This window comes from Enterobacter sp. UPMP2060, assembly GCF_053709655.1.
The window spans coordinates 694408-712073 of sequence record NZ_JBSKJQ010000001.1; the positions used below are offsets into that span (position 1 = coordinate 694408).

Genomic DNA, 17666 nt, shown 5'->3' on the forward strand with positions numbered 1-17666 from the left:
ATTACATCTCACGCTACTAAAACCATACACATGCTTGATTACGCCCATCGCCAGCACCGTTCCGATAAGCGTCGCCTGCTTTTGCTGGTGCTGATGCTCATTGTCGCCGCAGGCGTGAGCCTCTGCGCGGGCGACAGATGGATCGGGCCTGAAAGCTGGTGGGGGCCGGACGGACAGCTCTTCGTCTGGCAAATTCGCCTGCCGCGCACCGTCGCGGTGGTTCTGGTCGGCGCCGCGCTGGCGCTGTGCGGCACCATAATGCAGGCGTTGTTTGATAACCCTCTGGCGGAGCCCGGGCTGCTCGGCGTGTCAAACGGCGCAGGCGTAGGCCTGATTGCGGCGGTGATGCTGGGTGGGGGAGAACTCTCCGGATGGAGTATTAGCCTGAGCGCTATCCTCGGCGCGCTGCTAATCACCGCGATCCTTCTTCGTTTCGCCAGACGGCACTTATCGACCAGCCGCCTGCTGCTTGCCGGCGTGGCGCTGGGGATCATCTGTAGCGCGCTGATGACCTGGGCGGTCTACTTTTCAACATCCTTTGACTTGCGTCAGCTGATGTACTGGATGATGGGCGGCTTTGGAGGCGTTGACTGGCACCAGGGCTGGCTGATGGCGCTGCTGGTGCCGGTCATCGTTTGGGCTGCCCTGCAGGCGCAGCCGCTGAATATGCTCGCGCTGGGTGAAACCTCTGCCCGCCAGCTCGGCATGCCGATTGGGTTCTGGCGTAATGTGCTGGTAATAGCCATTGGCTGGCTGGTCGGCGTCAGCGTGGCTCTGGCGGGCGCGATCGGCTTTATCGGGCTGGTGATTCCGCACATGCTGCGCCTGTGTGGCCTCACGGACCATCGGACCCTGCTTCCGGCCTCGGCGGTTGCCGGGGCCGTCACGCTGCTGGTGGCCGATATCATCGCCCGGCTTGCCCTGACGGCAGCCGAGCTGCCGATTGGCGTGGTGACCGCCACGCTGGGCGCGCCGGTATTTATCTGGCTACTATTAAAAGCTGGACGTTAAATCAACAAGCCGTAAGACAACCTGAGGGAATGCTATGCAGTCAGATATCCTGAATACTGAAGTGACCACCATTGATGGCGATAACACCACTCTGGAAGGCTACAAAGGCAACGTGCTGCTTATCGTCAACGTGGCATCCAAATGTGGCCTGACGCCGCAGTACGAACAGCTGGAGAACATTCAGAAGGCCTGGGAGAAAGACGGTTTCACCGTGCTGGGCTTCCCGTGCAACCAGTTCCTGGGCCAGGAGCCGGGTAGCGAAGAGGAGATTAAAACCTTCTGCAGCACCACCTATGGCGTGACGTTCCCGATGTTCAGCAAAATCGATGTTAATGGTGAAGACCGCCATCCGCTGTATGCGAAGCTGATCGCGGCCGCGCCGAAGGCCGTTGCGCCGGAAGGAAGCGGTTTTTATGAACGCATGGCCAGCAAAGGCCGCGCGCCGCTTTACCCGGACGATATCCTGTGGAATTTTGAAAAATTCCTGATTGGCCGCGACGGCCAGGTCGTTCAGCGTTTTTCGCCGGATATGACCCCTGAGGATCCGATCGTCATGGAATCGATCAAGCTGGCGCTGGCGAAATAATGTCGTTGCTGATGCAGCTCACGGACGTTGCCGAGAGGGGACGTCTGGAGCCGATAACCGGTACCATCAATGCGGGAGAAATCCTGCATCTTGTCGGGCCAAACGGTGCAGGGAAGAGCACGCTGCTGGCACGGATGGCAGGCATGACCGACGGAGAAGGGCAGATAACGCTGCTGGAGCATACGCTCGCCGACTGGTCACCGGTCTCGCTGGCGCACCGGCGCAGTTACCTCGTGCAGCAGCAGGTGCCGCCCTTTGCGATGCCGGTCTGGCACTATCTGATGCTGCATTTGCACGACAAACAACAGACGGCACTGCTGACGGACGTGGCCGCAGCCCTGGGGCTGGAAGATAAACTGTCCCGGCATGCCAGCCAGCTTTCCGGCGGAGAGTGGCAGCGGGTGCGTCTGGCGGCGGTCATTCTTCAGATCCACCCGGCAGGTAATCCTCACGGGCGAATGCTGCTTCTCGATGAACCCATGAGCGGTCTGGACGTGGCGCAGCAGGCGGCACTGGATACGCTGTTAAGCACCCTGAGCCGAAAAGGTATCGCCGTGGTGATGAGCAGTCATGACCTCAACCACACCCTGCGTCATGCCCACCGGGTGTGGCTGCTGTCGCAGGGAAAGATGATCGCCAGCGGCGCGCGGGATCGGGTTCTTACGCCGCCCCATCTTGCCCGCGCGTACAACATGTCGTTCCGCAGGCTGGATATTGAGGGACATAAGATGCTGATTTCTACCGGGCAGACGTAACCGTTTCTTGCCTCTTAGCACAATTGCACGCTAAATTACGAAAAGAACAAAAAAAGCAGAGGATTCGTCTGAAAATGCGATTCTGGTTTCTCCTGATGGCCGCACTTTTTCTTGCGGGATGCAGTAGCCATCGTGCGCCGCCGCCTAACCCACGGCTTTCAGATTCGATCACCGTCATTGCCAGCCTTAACGATCAGCTGAGCAACTGGCGCGGTACGCCTTATCGCTACGGCGGAATGAGCCGCGGCGGCGTAGATTGTTCCGGCTTCGTTCTGATGACGTTCCGCGACAAGTTTGATTTACAGCTTCCGCGTGAAACGCGCAAGCAGGCCGAAATTGGCACTGAAATTGATAAAGACGATCTTCTGCCCGGGGACCTGGTTTTCTTCAAAACCGGCTCGGGTGAAAGCGGTCTGCACGTGGGGATATATGATACAGACAATCAGTTCATTCACGCCTCGACAAGCCGCGGGGTGATGCGCTCTTCTCTTGATAATGTTTACTGGCGTAAAAATTTCTGGCAGGCACGACGTATATAGTCTTTGTCAGACACTTCTCTTATGACGGCATGGTATCTAATAAATCATGCCGTTTTTTCTCAAATAAGATGCTTAAAGTTAAATTTATCTAAAATTAGCGAATCCTGCATGTGTCTGTTTTATCTAAAACTGGCTATTATTCGGCAACCAGGATAAAATTATTTTAGATTCAGGGATAAATCTGAAAATAAAAACGGAACTAATGAAATTAATCTTATTAAAATCAAGACAGTGGAATTGTGTCGGCAATTGCTCCAGGATGTCCTCTCTCATCTTTAATGCGGAGCGAGTGCAATGATTATTACGCTAGATAATGCTTACCAGTCTGAACTGCTGCTTCTGCCTGCTCGTAATAGCGCAGGGGAGCTTAAAGGTTTAGAGGTTCTGGTTAACTTTACTGGCGTCGGCAGCGATGTGCGGATCCCCACTGAGCTCGTTATCCCTCGGCTTTCAGCAGCTGAAGAGTTAGTGCTGTTTAACGAAAAATTGCAATTGCTTGATACCTGTAAACTGTTTTTTATTCAGCATCAGTTAATTGCATGGATCAATATTACACCTGCAATAGTTGAATTTTTATTAAGTAATGGAAACGCTGTTTCAATCCTTGAGCGTTACCCGTTTCTTGAGTTTACTGTTAATGAGAATTATCCAGGTTTAAATAACGGAAAGGACGATCTGCAGCTGGCGAGAATGGCAATCCATTTCCCGTTGGTCCTGGCAAACTTTGGCGCAGGTGCCGCATCGCTCAAAGCGGTCTATGATGGATTATTTAAACGGGTTATTCTCGACAAAGGCTTCATTCAGCAGCGTGCCCCGGAGCTCTCTTTTGAGCCCTTTATGCGCGCCATCCTCTGGCAAATCACACCGCACTGTCAGTCAGTGATCGTCTCGGGCATTGACGACCACGGCCTGTTGCAACGCGTTTTGTCCTTCAATTTTGGCGCCATGCAGGGCGCACTCTGGCCAGCCGTCTCTGCGGAGCACGTTACATCGCTGGTTCAGCAGCGATAACCCTTGCTTTCGCCCGTGTTTAAGTCCGGGTAAACCCTCTACACTAAAAGCAGGAGGACTTATGACCCTGTCTTTTACTGCTCACTGGCATGACGAGTTGCCTGGCTTTTACACCGCACTCAAACCAACACCGTTACAAAATTCACGCCTTATCTGGCACAACGATTCGCTGGCAGAAGAGCTGGCCATTCCGCCTGAGCTGTTTCAGCCTTCAGAAGGCGCAGGCGTCTGGGGCGGGGAAACGCTTATCGCCGGGATGCAACCTCTGGCTCAGGTCTATAGCGGACATCAGTTTGGCGTCTGGGCGGGACAGCTTGGCGACGGCAGGGGGATCCTGCTCGGCGAACAACGGCTTCCCAACGGGGAGACGGTTGACTGGCACCTGAAAGGGGCGGGTCTTACTCCCTATTCGCGAATGGGCGACGGGCGCGCGGTGCTGCGTTCAACGATTCGCGAGTGCCTGGCGTCCGAAGCGATGCACGCCCTGGGTATTCCCACTACGCGCGCGCTGTCGATTATCACCAGCGATACGCCGGTAGCGCGCGAAACGGTGGAAAAAGGGGCAATGCTGATGCGTATTGCGCAAAGCCATTTGCGCTTCGGCCATTTCGAGCACTTTTACTATCGCCGCGAGCCGGACAAGGTTCGCCAGCTGGCTGATTTTGCCATTCGTCACCACTGGGCGCATTTGCAGGACGAGGCGGATAAATACGTTCTCTGGTTCAGGGATGTGGTTGCCCGTACCGCAAGCCTGATTGCCCGCTGGCAAACGGTGGGCTTTGCGCATGGCGTCATGAATACGGACAACATGTCGATCCTCGGGCTGACCTTTGATTACGGTCCGTTTGGTTTCCTGGACGATTATCAGCCTGGCTATATCTGCAACCACTCCGACTATCAGGGACGTTACAGCTTTGACAATCAGCCAGCGGTTGGCCTGTGGAACCTGCAGCGGCTTGCGCAAACCCTGTCGCCGTTCATCGACGTAGATGCCCTCAATGATGCGCTCGACAGCTATCAGGACATATTGCTGCGAGAATACGGCACGCTGATGCGCAACAAGCTGGGGCTGATGACGCAGGAGAGGGGCGATAACGACATTCTCAACGGTCTGTTTGCCCTGATGGCGCGCGAGGGCAGCGATTATACCCGTACCTTCCGGATGCTGGGCCAGACGGAGCAGCACAGTGCGGCCTCACCGCTGCGCGACGAGTTTATTGACAGACAGGCGTTTGACGACTGGTTTGCCACTTACCGCGCGCGGCTGCAGCAGGAGCGGGTGGATGACGCTACCCGCCAGACGCAGATGAACGCGACAAATCCCGCGATGGTGTTGCGCAACTGGCTGGCGCAGCGGGCGATTGAGCAGGCAGAGCAGGGGGAGTATGACGAGCTACACCGCCTGCATCTGGCGTTGCGCACGCCGTTTGCCGAGCGGGATGATGACTACGTCAGCCGCCCGCCTGACTGGGGCAAGCGGCTGGAGGTCAGCTGCTCAAGTTAGAGATTTTGCCGGGTGGAGGCGTCGCCTTACCCGGCAAAAGTCACTGCGCAACCCAGCCGCCATCCATATTCCACGCGGCGCCGCGAACGTTCACAGCGCCATCGCTGCACAAAAACAGCGCCAGTTCACCCAGATGCTCCGGAGTGACAAACTCGCCCGAAGGCTGTTTCTCCGCGAGAAGCCGATCGCGAGCCTGCTCCGGCGGGACGCCTTCAGCGATGCGCTGGTCGATTTGCTGTTGCACCAGCGGCGTCAGTACCCAGCCCGGGCAGATGGTATTGGCGGTAATACCGGTGCGGGCGGTTTCCAGCGCCAGCGATTTCGTAAAGCCCACTACGCCATGCTTGGCGGCAACGTAGGCTGACTTCTCTTTTGAGGCCACCAGCCCGTGAACGGAGGCGATATTAATGATGCGCCCCCAGTTTTTCTCGCGCATGGCGGGCAGCGCCAGCCGGCTGGTGTGAAATACCGAGGAGAGATTAATGGCGATAATGTCGTTCCATTTCTCCACCGGAAACGCGTCAACCGGGGCGACATGCTGTATCCCGGCGTTGTTGACAAGAATGTCCACGCCGCCAAACTGCGATTCGGCGTAGCGCATCATGGCTTCAATTTGCAGCACGTCACGCAGGTCCGCATCGTGATAGCCCGGCTTTTTGCCCAGCTGCGCAATCTCTTCTCTTGCTGATTCGCTGTCGCCGAAACCGTTGAGGATCAGCTGCGCTCCGGCCTTCGCCAGTACGCGGGCGATCCCAAGTCCAATGCCGCTGGTCGAGCCCGTCACCAGCGCGGTCTTACCGTTCAGATTCATCTTTCTCTCCTTACACAATGCCGGTCAGATAGAACACGGCAATGACAAAAAGCACTGCCAGACTTTTAATGAGGGTGATAGCGAAAATGCCGCCGTAGGCCTGACGATGGCTCAGGCCGGTAATCGCCAGCAGGGTAATCACCGCGCCGTTATGGGGAAGGGTATCCATCCCCCCGCTCGCCATCGAGGCCACGCGGTGCAGCACCTCAAGCGGGATATTGGCTGCGTGGGCGGCGGCGACAAACGAGTCTGACATGGCGGCGAGGGCAATACTCATCCCGCCGGACGCCGAGCCGGTGATCCCCGCAAGCACCGTCACGCTGATGGCCTCATTCAGCAGCGGATTCGGGATGGCCGCCAGCGCTTTGGATAACACCAGGAACCCGGGCAGGGCGGCGATCACCGCGCCGAAACCGTATTCCGAGGCGGTATTCATCGCCGCCAGAATGGCACCGCTCACCGCGGTCCGGCTGCCTTCAGCCAGACGCCCCCGAATATTGCGAAAGCCAAAAATCAGCACCAGCACGATACCGGAGATCAGCGCCGCTTCCACGGCCCAGATGGCGGTGATCTTGCCCACCTCGGTCACAATCGGTTTCGCCAGGCCTGGCAGAGTAAGCTCGTGGGTCGTGCCGTACCAGCCGGGGATCCAGCGGGTAAACAGCAGGTTCAGTATGCCCACCACCAGCAGCGGGGAGATAGCAATCAGCGGGTGCGGGAGGTTAATGTTATCCGGCGTTTCGGGTTCATTTTTCAGATCCGTGCCGTAGCCTTCGTTGTTATTGAACGCCTTACGACGCTGGCGCTCCAGCCAGAGCAGGCCAAAGACGATAATAAACAGAGAGCCAATAAGCCCAAGCCACGGCGCGGCCCAGGCGTTCGTGCCAAAGAAGCTGGTGGGGATGATATTCTGGATCTGCGGCGTGCCGGGCAGGGCGTCCATGGTAAACGAAAATGCCCCCAGCGCCACGGTGGCCGGGATCAGCCGCTTAGGGATGCCGCTCTGGCGGAACAGTTCCGCGGCAAACGGATACACTGCAAACGCCACCACGAACAGCGACACGCCGCCGTAGGTTAACAGCGCACACACCAGGACAATCACCGGAATGGCGTGGCGACGGCCGAGGATCTGAATCGCGGCCGCGACGATGGATCGTGAGAAACCGGAAAGCTCAATCAGCTTGCCGAAAACGGCCCCCAGCAGGAACACCGGGAAGTAGAGCTTGACGAAGCCCACCATTTTTTCCATAAACAGGCCGGTAAACGTCGGGCCGACGGCACCCGGATCGGTCAGCAGCACGGCGCCGAGCGCCGCAATCGGCGCAAACAAAATAACGCTGTATCCGCGATAGGCCGCCAGCATCAGCAGCGCCAGCGCCGCCAGGGCAATTAACACGCTCATTACGACTCCTCACTTTAGTTATTATTCGGGTACCAACGAGATGCTTACCGCTCGACGGTCAGAGCAATGCCTTGCCCGCCGCCCACGCACAGGGTGACGAGCCCTTTTTTGACGTCACGGCGCTGCATTTCGTACAGCAGCGTCACGAGGATGCGGCAGCCGGAGGCGCCAATCGGATGACCCAGGGCGATAGCGCCGCCGTTAACGTTCACCCTGCGCTCATCCCAGCCGAGCTGCTTGCCCACCGCCAGCGCCTGGGCGGCAAAGGCTTCATTGGCTTCAATGAGGTCCACGTCATCGAGCGTCCAGCCCGCCCGCGCCAGCGCCGTCCGGCAGGCACTGACCGGTCCGATGCCCATTACCGACGGGTCAACGCCCGTCACGGCGTAGCTCACGATGCGACCGAGGATCGGCAAACCGCTCTCCCGCGCCTTTTCGCCGCTCATCAGCAGCACCGCGGCGGCACCGTCGTTGAGCGTTGACGCATTTCCGGCCGTCACCGAGCCTTCCGCCTGCAAAAAGGCGGGGCGCAGCTGCGCCAGCTGCTCAGCGGTAGTGCCAGGCCGGGGCTGTTCGTCACGGCTGACGATAAGCGGCGGTTTTTTGCCCTGTTTCACCGTCACCGGCGCTATCTCGGCGTCAAAGCGACCCGCTTCGATGGCGGAGGCCGCTTTGTGCTGCGACCGGGCGGCGAAGGCGTCCTGCTGCTCGCGGGAAATGGCATTCTCCCGGGCGACGTTTTCAGCGGTAATCCCCATGTGGTAATCGTTGAACGCGTCCCACAGGCCGTCGGTAATCATGCTGTCCTGCAGGCCCGTATGGCCAAAACGGAGCCCTGCACGCGCGCCGTCCAGCAGATAGGGAGCGTTGCTCATGCTCTCCTGACCGCCAGCGATAGCCACGTCCGCGTCGCCGCAGCGGATCGCCTGCGCGGCGAGCTGCACCGCTTTTAGGCCCGCGCCGCAGACCAGGTTGACCGTTGTCGCCGGCGTGCTGACGGGTAATCCGGCGGCGATGGCCGTCTGACGCGCGGGGTTTTGCCCGCATCCCGCCGTCAGCACCTGTCCGAAAATCAGTTCATCTACCTGTTCTTCGCGAAGATCGCTGTTCTCCAGCAGGTGCCGCACCGCTACGGCCCCCAGCTCAACCGCTGAAAGGGACGATAGCGAGCCGCGAAAACTGCCAATGGGGGTTCGCGTTGCCCCGACAATTATGACTTCTTTCATCGTGAGTCCTCAGTTGAAGCGCATCTCGCGAACGTTGTCCGCCACAATCATTTTCCCGGCTGTCTTAGCCGCAATTTCGTCGATGCTGACGCCGGGGGCGTATTCCCGCAGGATGAACGCGCCGTCCTCGATCTCCAGCAACGCGAGGTCGGTCAAGACCCGACGGATACAGCCCGCGCCCGTGAGCGGCAGCGTGCAGCGCGGCAGCAGCTTTGACTCACCGCTTTTCGAGGCGTGGGTCATCACCACAATGATGTTCTGCGCCCCGGCGACGAGATCCATCGCGCCGCCCATGCCCTTGACCATCTTTCCGGGGATCATCCACGAGGCGATATTGCCCTCGACGTCCACTTCAAACGCGCCCAGCACGGTCAGGTCGACATGACCGCCGCGGATCATGGCAAACGACTGGGCCGAGTCGAAAATGGCCGCGCCGGTGCGCGCGGTCACGGTCTGTTTACCGGCGTTGATCATGTCGGCGTCAAGGCTCTGCTCGTCAGGAAAAGCCCCCATCCCCAGCAGCCCGTTTTCCGACTGGAGCATCACGTCCATTCCGTCCGGAATGTAGTTCGCCACCAGGGTAGGAATACCGATCCCCAGGTTGACGTAATACCCGTCGCGCAGCTCGCGGGCGACGCGCATGGCCATCTGTTCACGGGTTAACATCGTCAGACTCCTTCCGCGCGCAGGGTGCGCTGTTCAATGCGTTTTTCAAACTGGCCGACAATCAGCCTGTCGACGTAAATTCCCGGGGTATGAATGGCCGACGGGGGCAGCTCGCCCGGGGGAACTATCTCTTCCACCTCGACGACCGTTATCCGGCCCGCCGTTGCCATCAGCGGATTAAAATTTTGCGCGGTATGCCGATAGACAACGTTGCCGTACCAGTCCGCTTTCCAGCCCTTAATGAGCGCGAAATCGCCGGTAATGGCCTCTTCAAGGATGTAGTGCTTCCCCGAAAACTGGCGCACGTCTTTGCCGGCAGCCACGGGCGTGCCGTAGCCGGTGGCCGTGTAAAATGCCGGAATGCCCGCGCCGCCCGCGCGCACCTTTTCCGCCAGCGTGCCCTGAGGCATGAGTTCAATCTCCAGTTCGCCGCTCAGCACCTGCCGCTCGAACAGGGCGTTCTCGCCGACGTAAGAGGCCACCACTTTGCGAACCTGCCGCGTTTCGAGCAGTATCCCGAGACCGAAACCGTCCACGCCGCAGTTGTTTGATACCACCGTCAGATCTTTCACCTGACGGCGTCTAACCTCTGCAATCAGGTTCTCCGGAATCCCGCACAGGCCGAAGCCGCCCGCCAGCAAGGTCATTCCGTCCGTCAGCCCATCCAGCGCCTGCGCATAGCTGCCGACGCGCTTATCCAGTCCCGCCATAGTCATCCCTCCCGTTATCCGTGCCGGTATCATTAGGGGCGGCGACTCATTTGTTAATTTTGAATTTGTGACCCACTCATTTGGTTTTTTTATTAATTTCCTGTTAACTAAATTTTTTCAATTAGTTAACAGGGTGAAAAATGAGAATGAGTGTCAAACAGTTACGCGCGTTTTTAGCGGTAGCTCACACTCTCAATTTCGCGCACGCCAGCGAACGGCTGAATCTTTCCCAGCCGGCCCTGAGCCTGACGATTAAATCGCTGGAGGATGCGCTCGGCGGACCGCTGCTACAGCGGAGCACGCGCAAGGTCGCGCTGACGCAGGAGGGAGAGACGTTTTTGCCGATGGCGCGCCAGCTGCTTGCCGACTGGGATAACGTCGAAGAGGCGATGCACCAGTGCTTTACCCTGCAGCGCGGTAAAATTTCGGTTGCGGCCATGCCGTCGTTTGCCGCGAATGTCCTGCCCGAGGTGCTAAAAGCGTTTCGCGATCGCCATGCCGGGATCAACGTCACCGTGCATGATGTCATTAACGAGCAGGTGATAGAGATGGTGCGGGAAGGGCGGGTCGAGATGGGCATCGCCTTTGAGCCCGCGCCAACGCACAACCTGCTGTTTACCCCGCTGGGCCTCGACAGGTTTGTGGCCATTGTGCCAAAAGATTCCTCGCTGGCAGGCAAGAAGCGCCTGTCATGGGAAGAGCTGCTGACGCTGGATTTCATCACCCTGCAGCGCCCTTCGGCGGTACGTCTGATGATGGAGGAGGAGCTGGCGCGAAGCGGCAGAAAGCTGGACGTGGCGCTGGAGAGTCATCAGTTGGTGACGGTCGGGCGAATGGTCGCGAGCGGGCTGGGCGGCAGCGCCGTCCCGGCGCTCTGCGAGGCGCAGATGACGGCGCTGGGCGCGGTCTGTATCCCGCTGGATAACCCGCCGATAGAAAAGTGCATAGGAGCGATCCATCCAGGACACACGCAGCTCTCTAAAGCGGCGCATGCCCTGCTGGAAACGCTGAAAGATTTTTACCAGCCGGGGCAGGCGGTGCGATCCGGCTGACCCGAAGGCTTCAGAAGCGGGTATCCACCGCAGCTGCCAGCTTTTCCAGCAGCAGTTCGCTGTCTTCCCAGCTCAGGCACGGGTCGGTGATCGACTGGCCGTAAACCATCTGCTGTCCGGCAACGATTTTCTGCGTGCCTTCTTTGATAAAGCTCTCAGCCATAATCCCTGCAACGGCGGTCGAGCCGCTGCGGATCTGCTGACAGATCTCATCGCAGACGTCCAGCTGGCGGCGATGCTGCTTCTGGCAGTTGCCGTGGCTGAAATCCACCACCAGATGTTCCGGCAGGTCGAACTCGGCCAGCGTTTCACAGGCCGCCGCAATATCCTGGGCATGGTAATTGGGTTTCTTCCCGCCGCGCATAATGATATGCCCGTAAGGGTTACCGCTGGTCTGGTAGATGGTCATATGACCGCTCTTGTCCGGCGACAGGAACATGTGGCTGGCACGGGCAGCGCGGATGGCATCAACCGCGATACGGGTGTTGCCATCGGTCCCGTTTTTGAAGCCGACCGGGCAGGAGAGGGCAGAGGCCATCTCACGGTGGATCTGGCTTTCGGTGGTGCGTGCGCCAATCGCGCCCCAGCTGATCAGATCGGCGATAAACTGCCCGGTCACCATATCGAGAAACTCGGTCGCCGTCGGAACGCCCAGTTCGTTGACCTGTAAAAGCAGCTTACGTGCCAGCTCGATACCGTGGTTAACGCGATAGCTGCCGTTGAGGTCAGGATCGGAAATCAGGCCTTTCCAGCCCACCACGGTGCGCGGTTTTTCAAAGTAGGTCCGCATCACGATCTCAAGGCGATGCTGGTACTTATCCCGCAGTCCCTGGAGTCGTTTTGCATAATCCATCGCGGCATCCAGATCGTGGATGGAGCAAGGCCCAATGACCACTAGAAGACGTTTGTCTTCACCGTTCAGGATTTTTTCAATGCGGCGGCGGGAGGCCGTCACATGTTCCGCGACGGCGGCGGAAACGGGATGCCGCTGTGCCAGTTCAGCCGGCGTGACCAGGCTGTCAATGCGCGCAGTGCGGAGTTCATCGGTTTTATTCATGGAATGTCTCAGAAAATTTTTGCTTCATCGGCAGACTACCGGGAAGTGATGGGCATCACCTTAAACCAATCCCTGCTGATTTCAAGTTCGGGGCGACACCGCCCCGTGGTTGCAGGTGATGATACCTGAATCTGAGCTAATGTACTAGCATATTAGTACATGCGGCGATTAAGCCCCATGATGTCGAGAATTTTGGTGGCAATTTCTTCAACCGAATAGTTGGTGCTGTTCAGCCACGGGATCTGGTTTTTGCGGTACAGCGCTTCCACTTCGGAGACCTCCATCCGGCACTGGCGCATGGAGGCGTAGCGGCTGTTCTCGCGACGCTCCTCGCGGATGGCCGCAAGGCGTTCAGGGTTGATCGTCAGGCCGAACAGCTTGTGCTGCAGCGGCTTAAGGGCGGCGGGCAGCACCAGGTTATCCATATCGTCGGCGATAAACGGGTAGTTTGCGGCGCGAATGCCAAACTGCATCGCCAGATAAAGGCTGGTCGGGGTTTTGCCGCAGCGCGACACGCCAAGCAGGATCACCTGCGCCTGGTCGAGATTTCGCAGCGAAATACCGTCGTCGTGGGCCAGGGTGTAGTCGATAGCGGCGATACGCGCGTCGTACTTGGTCAGGTTGCCGGGGTTCAGCCCGTGGGTACGGTGGGCAATGGGGGTCGGGTCGAGCTTCAGCTCGCTCTGCAGCGGAGCCACCAGCGCCTGCACGATATCCTGACAGAAGCCTTCACTTTGCAGAATGATGGAGCGAATCTCCGGGATCACGATAGAGTAGAACACCAGCGGGCGGACGCCGGTCTGCTGGTAGATGGCGTCAATCTGGTCCTTCACCGCTTTAGCGCGGCTCTCGTTTTCAACAAACGGCAGCGTGATGCTGTTAATCGAAACGGGAAACTGCGACATCACCGCGTGGCCCAGGACCTCGGCGGTGATCGCCGTACCATCAGAAATATAAAAAACGTGGCGATCGACAGCACTATCCATTTTACTCACCCTGAATATCAGACCTAATTGTCTGAAAGCATAAATTAAAAAAGTAAATTACACAGCAAAGAACTTATCCTAATTATGAATGAAACGCTGTTTTTGATTTTCCTGAAAAGTGGATTTCATTTTTCAAATAGCGACTTTATTTTTGGGGTTTCTGGCTGAATATAGAGGAATCATCGGGTTAATCGTTGATGGGAAAGTATCCGAAAAGTTGAAATTTTAAATTGCTTACACGATTCACCGTTTTTTTAGCGGAAATAAATATGCCAGTATAAATACGTAGTCAGGTGTTACTTACTCCGATCAAATATCACAAAAGGATTGTTTCGATGTCCAACAATGGCTCGTCACCGCTGGTGCTTTGGTATAACCAACTCGGCATGAATGATGTAGACAGAGTTGGGGGCAAAAATGCCTCCCTGGGTGAAATGATTACAAATCTGTCAGGTATGGGTGTCTCCGTACCGAACGGGTTTGCCACCACCGCCGATGCCTTTAACCTGTTTTTAGACCAGAGCGGTGTTAACCAGCGCATTTACGACCTGCTGGATAAAACGGATATTGATGACGTTACCGAGCTTGCCAAAGCCGGGGCGCAGATCCGCCAGTGGATCATCGACACACCTTTCCAGCCGGAACTGGAAAAAGCCATTCACGACGCGTACAACCAGCTCTCAGCTGACGATGCGCAGGCCTCCTTTGCCGTACGTTCCTCTGCGACCGCAGAAGATATGCCGGACGCCTCGTTTGCCGGGCAGCAGGAAACCTTCCTGAACGTCCAGGGTTACGATGCGGTGCTGGTGGCGGTGAAGCACGTGTTTGCTTCCCTGTTCAACGATCGCGCCATCTCCTATCGCGTGCACCAGGGCTACGACCATCGCGGCGTGGCGCTCTCCGCTGGCGTGCAGCGCATGGTGCGCTCGGACGTGGGCTCATCCGGCGTGATGTTCTCCATTGATACCGAATCCGGCTTCGACCAGGTGGTGTTTATCACCTCCGCGTGGGGGCTGGGTGAGATGGTGGTGCAGGGCGCGGTAAACCCTGACGAATTTTACGTCCACAAGCCAACGCTGGCCGCTGGCCGTCCGGCGGTGGTGCGCCGCACCATGGGCTCGAAAAAAATCCGCATGATCTATGCCCCGACCCAGGAGCATGGCAAGCAGGTTAAAATTGAAGATGTACCGCAGGAGCAGCGCGACCGCTTCTCCCTGACCGACGCCGAAGTGCAGGAACTGGCGAAGCAGGCGGTGCAGATCGAAAAACACTACGGCCGTCCGATGGACATCGAATGGGCAAAAGACGGTAACACCGGCAAGCTGTTTATCGTGCAGGCGCGTCCGGAAACCGTCCGCTCGCGCGGTCAGGTGATGGAGCGTTATACGCTGCACGCGCAGGGTAAAATTGTGGCAGAAGGCCGCGCCATCGGTCACCGCATCGGTGCCGGTCCGGTCAAAGTGATCCACGACATCAGCGAGATGAACCGTATTGAGCCAGGCGACGTGCTGGTGACCGACATGACCGACCCGGACTGGGAACCGATCATGAAGAAAGCGGCGGCTATCGTCACCAACCGCGGCGGTCGTACCTGCCACGCGGCGATCATTGCCCGCGAGCTGGGCATTCCCGCGGTTGTCGGCTGCGGTGACGCCACCGAACGCATGAAGGACGGGCAGAACGTGACCGTCTCCTGTGCCGAAGGCGATACCGGCTACGTCTACGCCGATATCCTCGACTTCAGCGTGAAGAGCTCCAGCGTGGATACCATGCCGGACCTGCCGCTGAAGATCATGATGAACGTCGGCAACCCGGACCGCGCGTTTGACTTCGCCTGCCTGCCGAACGAAGGCGTTGGCCTGGCGCGTCTGGAATTTATCATCAACCGTATGATCGGCGTTCACCCGCGCGCGCTGCTGGAGTTTGACGACCAGGATCCGAAGCTGCAGAACGAGATCCGCGAGATGATGAAAGGCTACGACTCACCAAAAGAGTTCTACGTCGGCCGTCTGACCGAAGGGATCGCGACGCTGGGCGCCGCCTTCTATCCGAAACGCGTGATCGTGCGTCTGTCTGACTTTAAGTCTAACGAATACGCCAACCTGGTAGGCGGCGAGCGCTACGAGCCGGAAGAAGAGAACCCGATGCTGGGCTTCCGCGGGGCCGGACGCTACGTGTCCGACAGCTTCCGCGACTGCTTCGCGCTGGAGTGTGAGGCGGTGAAACGCGTGCGCAACGACATGGGGCTGACCAACGTCGAAATCATGATCCCGTTCGTGCGTACCGTGGATCAGGCGAAAGCCGTTGTGGACGAGCTGGCGCGTCAGGGTCTGAAGCGCGGCGAGAACGGGCTGAAGATCATCATGATGTGCGAAATCCCGTCCAACGCCCTGCTGGCCGAGCAGTTCCTGGAGCACTTCGACGGCTTCTCTATCGGCTCGAACGACATGACGCAGCTGACGCTGGGTCTGGACCGCGACTCCGGCGTGGTCTCCGAGCTGTTCGACGAGCGCAACGAGGCGGTGAAAGCGCTGCTCTCCATGTCCATCCGCGCGGCGAAGAAGCAGGGTAAATACGTCGGGATCTGCGGTCAGGGCCCATCCGACCATGAAGACTTTGCCGCATGGCTGATGGAAGAGGGGATCGATAGCCTGTCCCTTAACCCGGACACCGTGGTGCAAACCTGGCTGAGCCTGGCGGAACTGAACAAGTAACGCCACGCTGACCCGAAAAGGCGAGGATATTATTCCTCGCCTTTTTTATTTCATTTCTTATTTGCTCCCCATCACAAATAAAGTAAAAAACCAAATATCATAATTTGTCTGTCAATTTAGACAATTGTTAGCGCGCAAACCGTTGCTAATACTTGAGCCTTACTGCGCATTTCCCTTAAGAAGATGCGCAACTGGTTGAAATACGTTTTAACCTGATAAAAAGGCAAATAACAATGACTCTCTCCTCTGTATTGCGTACCAAAGATAAAATAGGTTATGGCTTAGGCGATATGGCCAGCGCGCTGGTCTGGCAAACGGCTACCTTATTTCTCGCTTATTTTTATACAGACGTATTTGGGCTGCCCGCCGCGATTATGGGCACCATGTTTTTAGTGGTGCGCGTGGTCGATGCGTTTGTCGACCCGTGCATTGGCGCACTGGTTGACCGCACCCAGACGCGTCACGGACGTTTTCGTCCCTGGCTGCTGTGGTTTGCTATCCCGTTTGGCGTGAGCTGCCTCATTACCTTCTATGTGCCGGACGTTGGGCCGACGGCAAAAATCGTTTACGCCTGCGTGACCTACGCGATTTTAAGCCTGATTTACTCCGCAATTAACGTGCCTTACTGCGCTATGCCCGGCGCGCTGACGCTGGACCCGCGCGAGCGTCATTCTCTGCAGTCGTGGCGCTTTGGCCTGTCGTTTATCGGCGGGCTGATCGTGACGGTTATCGCCCTGCCGCTGGTCTCACTGTTAGGCCAGGGCAACGTGCAGAAAGGCTATTTCTATGCCATGAGCCTGATGGGTCTGCTGGGAATTGTGCTGTTCTTCTGCTGTTTCCTGATGACCCGCGAGCGTTATTCTCCGCGCAATGATACCTCCGGCTCCATGCTCACCGATTTAAAACTGCTGGCCGGGAACAGCCAGTGGCGGATTGTGTTTCTGTTTAATATTTTGCTGTTAACGGCGGTGGTGACGCGCGGTTCCGCCACCATGTATTACGTGAACTATGTGCTGCTGCGCCCGGATCTGGTTTTTGCCTTTATTGTTTCCGGCATGGTGGCCTCCTTAAGCGGCGCATTATTATCTGAACGGCTGCTGGGGAAATTTGACCGCGTGCGCGCCTACCAGTGGACGATTATCTCCTTCGTTATCTTCGGCGCGCTGATTTTCTTCCTGCCTCCTTCACAGGTGTGGCTAATCTTTGGCCTTAACATCGTCTTTAGCTTTATTCAAAACCTCACCACGCCGCTGCAGTGGACCATGTTCTCCGATGTGGTCGACTACGAAGAGCACCGCAGCGGCCGTCGTCTGGATGGGCTGGTCTTCTCCACCGCGCTGTTTGCCATCAAGTTTGGCCTGGCGCTGGGCGGGGCGGTCGTCGGCTGGGTGCTTGGCATGGTGGATTACGCCCCGGGCCAGGCAACCCAGGCGCCAGGCGTTCTCTCGACCATTAGCGCGCTGTTCACCCTTATCACTTGCGCGCTGTTCCTCTGCATGGTCGCGCTGCTTGCCATCTACAAGCTCAACAGCCGGCTGGTGGATTCCATCGCCCTGGAGCTGGCCAGCAAGCGTGAAGTCAGACCCGAAGCGGGGCAGCTCAGCCCGGCAACCCCTTCCGCACTACAGGAGTAAAA

16 protein-coding genes are annotated in these 17666 nt (G+C 57.7%); 9 read left to right on the forward strand and 7 right to left on the reverse strand.

Features of this window, described 5'->3' with window-relative positions; translation table 11 throughout:
* Window positions 1-30: 30 nt before the first annotated feature.
* The 6 genes from btuC (at window position 31) to selO (ending at window position 5406) form a co-directional block, all read left to right on the forward strand.
* Window positions 31-1011 (forward strand): vitamin B12 ABC transporter permease BtuC, encoded by a 981-nt coding sequence (gene btuC, locus ACWKXN_RS03430; protein ID WP_454543301.1) that lies wholly within the window; start codon window positions 31-33, stop codon window positions 1009-1011.
* A gap of 34 nt (window positions 1012-1045) precedes the next feature.
* Entirely contained in the window at window positions 1046-1597 is a 552-nt protein-coding gene (locus ACWKXN_RS03435) for a glutathione peroxidase (protein WP_023311298.1), read from the forward strand.
* The gene (gene btuD / locus ACWKXN_RS03440) at window positions 1597-2352 is read left to right on the forward strand and encodes a vitamin B12 ABC transporter ATP-binding protein BtuD (protein ID WP_121931307.1); all 756 of its coding nucleotides are present in this window, start codon (window positions 1597-1599) and stop codon (window positions 2350-2352) included. The genes ACWKXN_RS03435 and btuD overlap by 1 nt, the downstream gene beginning before the upstream one ends.
* A 74-nt stretch (window positions 2353-2426) precedes the next feature.
* Complete coding sequence (locus ACWKXN_RS03445) at window positions 2427-2891, forward strand: NlpC/P60 family protein (RefSeq protein WP_008500650.1); 465 nt, start codon at window positions 2427-2429, stop codon at window positions 2889-2891.
* Between the two features lie 294 nt (window positions 2892-3185).
* Window positions 3186-3902 carry an EAL domain-containing protein gene (locus ACWKXN_RS03450; RefSeq protein ID WP_032657851.1) on the forward strand — a complete coding sequence of 239 codons (717 nt, stop codon included), beginning with the start codon at window positions 3186-3188 and terminating at the stop codon, window positions 3900-3902.
* A 61-nt stretch (window positions 3903-3963) separates the two neighbouring features.
* The gene (selO, locus tag ACWKXN_RS03455) at window positions 3964-5406 is read left to right on the forward strand and encodes a protein adenylyltransferase SelO (RefSeq protein WP_454543302.1); all 1443 of its coding nucleotides are present in this window, start codon (window positions 3964-3966) and stop codon (window positions 5404-5406) included.
* A 40-nt stretch (window positions 5407-5446) separates the two neighbouring features.
* Here the strand turns inward: selO and ACWKXN_RS03460 are convergent, their stop codons facing one another.
* Genes ACWKXN_RS03460 through ACWKXN_RS03480 form a run of 5 tightly spaced genes read right to left on the reverse strand, consistent with a single transcriptional unit; the run spans window position 5447 to window position 10221 of the window.
* Window positions 5447-6217: a 3-hydroxybutyrate dehydrogenase gene (locus ACWKXN_RS03460; RefSeq protein WP_454543303.1), complete on the reverse strand. Its 771-nt coding sequence runs from the start codon at window positions 6215-6217 to the stop codon at window positions 5447-5449.
* A gap of 10 nt (window positions 6218-6227) precedes the next feature.
* Complete coding sequence (locus ACWKXN_RS03465) at window positions 6228-7619, reverse strand: GntP family permease (protein WP_039262085.1); 1392 nt, start codon at window positions 7617-7619, stop codon at window positions 6228-6230.
* Window positions 7620-7663: 44 nt separating this feature from the next.
* Window positions 7664-8845 carry an acetyl-CoA C-acetyltransferase gene (locus ACWKXN_RS03470; protein ID WP_454543304.1) on the reverse strand — a complete coding sequence of 394 codons (1182 nt, stop codon included), beginning with the start codon at window positions 8843-8845 and terminating at the stop codon, window positions 7664-7666.
* A gap of 9 nt (window positions 8846-8854) precedes the next feature.
* Window positions 8855-9511, reverse strand: coding sequence for a CoA transferase subunit B (locus tag ACWKXN_RS03475; protein WP_039262087.1), 657 nt, complete (start codon window positions 9509-9511; stop codon window positions 8855-8857).
* A 2-nt stretch (window positions 9512-9513) separates the two neighbouring features.
* The gene (locus ACWKXN_RS03480) at window positions 9514-10221 is read right to left on the reverse strand and encodes a CoA transferase subunit A (protein WP_454543305.1); all 708 of its coding nucleotides are present in this window, start codon (window positions 10219-10221) and stop codon (window positions 9514-9516) included.
* 140 nt (window positions 10222-10361) lie between these two features.
* Here ACWKXN_RS03480 and ACWKXN_RS03485 point away from each other — a divergent pair, with 140 nt between their 5' ends.
* The gene (locus tag ACWKXN_RS03485; RefSeq protein WP_454543306.1) at window positions 10362-11273 is read left to right on the forward strand and encodes a LysR family transcriptional regulator; all 912 of its coding nucleotides are present in this window, start codon (window positions 10362-10364) and stop codon (window positions 11271-11273) included.
* Window positions 11274-11283: 10 nt separating this feature from the next.
* Here the strand turns inward: ACWKXN_RS03485 and aroH are convergent, their stop codons facing one another.
* Both aroH and ppsR read right to left on the reverse strand, forming a co-directional pair.
* Window positions 11284-12330, reverse strand: a complete 1047-nt coding sequence (gene aroH, locus ACWKXN_RS03490; protein ID WP_008500645.1) for a 3-deoxy-7-phosphoheptulonate synthase AroH — start codon at window positions 12328-12330, stop codon at window positions 11284-11286.
* Window positions 12331-12482: 152 nt separating this feature from the next.
* Window positions 12483-13316, reverse strand: a complete 834-nt coding sequence (gene ppsR / locus ACWKXN_RS03495) for a posphoenolpyruvate synthetase regulatory kinase/phosphorylase PpsR (protein WP_023311315.1) — start codon at window positions 13314-13316, stop codon at window positions 12483-12485.
* Window positions 13317-13651: 335 nt separating this feature from the next.
* Between ppsR and ppsA the strand changes: the two genes are divergently transcribed.
* Window positions 13652-16030, forward strand: coding sequence for a phosphoenolpyruvate synthase (gene ppsA, locus ACWKXN_RS03500; RefSeq protein WP_023311316.1), 2379 nt, complete (start codon window positions 13652-13654; stop codon window positions 16028-16030).
* Between the two features lie 233 nt (window positions 16031-16263).
* Entirely contained in the window at window positions 16264-17664 is a 1401-nt protein-coding gene (locus tag ACWKXN_RS03505) for an MFS transporter (protein ID WP_454543307.1), read from the forward strand.
* Window positions 17665-17666 lie beyond the last annotated feature (2 nt).

What these genes read in the sequence shown, in the direction of transcription:
- btuD (WP_121931307.1), top strand. Translation starts at nt 1,597, where the DNA reads ATGTCGTTGCTGATGCAGCTCACGGACGTTGCCGAGAGGGGACGTCTG.
- ACWKXN_RS03460 (WP_454543303.1), bottom strand. Translation starts at nt 6,217, where the DNA reads ATGAATCTGAACGGTAAGACCGCGCTGGTGACGGGCTCGACCAGCGGC.
- ACWKXN_RS03465 (WP_039262085.1), bottom strand. Translation starts at nt 7,619, where the DNA reads ATGAGCGTGTTAATTGCCCTGGCGGCGCTGGCGCTGCTGATGCTGGCG.
- ACWKXN_RS03435 (WP_023311298.1), top strand. Translation starts at nt 1,046, where the DNA reads ATGCAGTCAGATATCCTGAATACTGAAGTGACCACCATTGATGGCGAT.
- selO (WP_454543302.1), top strand. Translation starts at nt 3,964, where the DNA reads ATGACCCTGTCTTTTACTGCTCACTGGCATGACGAGTTGCCTGGCTTT.
- ACWKXN_RS03470 (WP_454543304.1), bottom strand. Translation starts at nt 8,845, where the DNA reads ATGAAAGAAGTCATAATTGTCGGGGCAACGCGAACCCCCATTGGCAGT.
- ACWKXN_RS03475 (WP_039262087.1), bottom strand. Translation starts at nt 9,511, where the DNA reads ATGTTAACCCGTGAACAGATGGCCATGCGCGTCGCCCGCGAGCTGCGC.
- ACWKXN_RS03450 (WP_032657851.1), top strand. Translation starts at nt 3,186, where the DNA reads ATGATTATTACGCTAGATAATGCTTACCAGTCTGAACTGCTGCTTCTG.
- ppsR (WP_023311315.1), bottom strand. Translation starts at nt 13,316, where the DNA reads ATGGATAGTGCTGTCGATCGCCACGTTTTTTATATTTCTGATGGTACG.
- ACWKXN_RS03505 (WP_454543307.1), top strand. Translation starts at nt 16,264, where the DNA reads ATGACTCTCTCCTCTGTATTGCGTACCAAAGATAAAATAGGTTATGGC.
- btuC (WP_454543301.1), top strand. Translation starts at nt 31, where the DNA reads ATGCTTGATTACGCCCATCGCCAGCACCGTTCCGATAAGCGTCGCCTG.
- aroH (WP_008500645.1), bottom strand. Translation starts at nt 12,330, where the DNA reads ATGAATAAAACCGATGAACTCCGCACTGCGCGCATTGACAGCCTGGTC.
- ACWKXN_RS03445 (WP_008500650.1), top strand. Translation starts at nt 2,427, where the DNA reads ATGCGATTCTGGTTTCTCCTGATGGCCGCACTTTTTCTTGCGGGATGC.
- ACWKXN_RS03485 (WP_454543306.1), top strand. Translation starts at nt 10,362, where the DNA reads ATGAGAATGAGTGTCAAACAGTTACGCGCGTTTTTAGCGGTAGCTCAC.
- ACWKXN_RS03480 (WP_454543305.1), bottom strand. Translation starts at nt 10,221, where the DNA reads ATGGCGGGACTGGATAAGCGCGTCGGCAGCTATGCGCAGGCGCTGGAT.
- ppsA (WP_023311316.1), top strand. Translation starts at nt 13,652, where the DNA reads ATGTCCAACAATGGCTCGTCACCGCTGGTGCTTTGGTATAACCAACTC.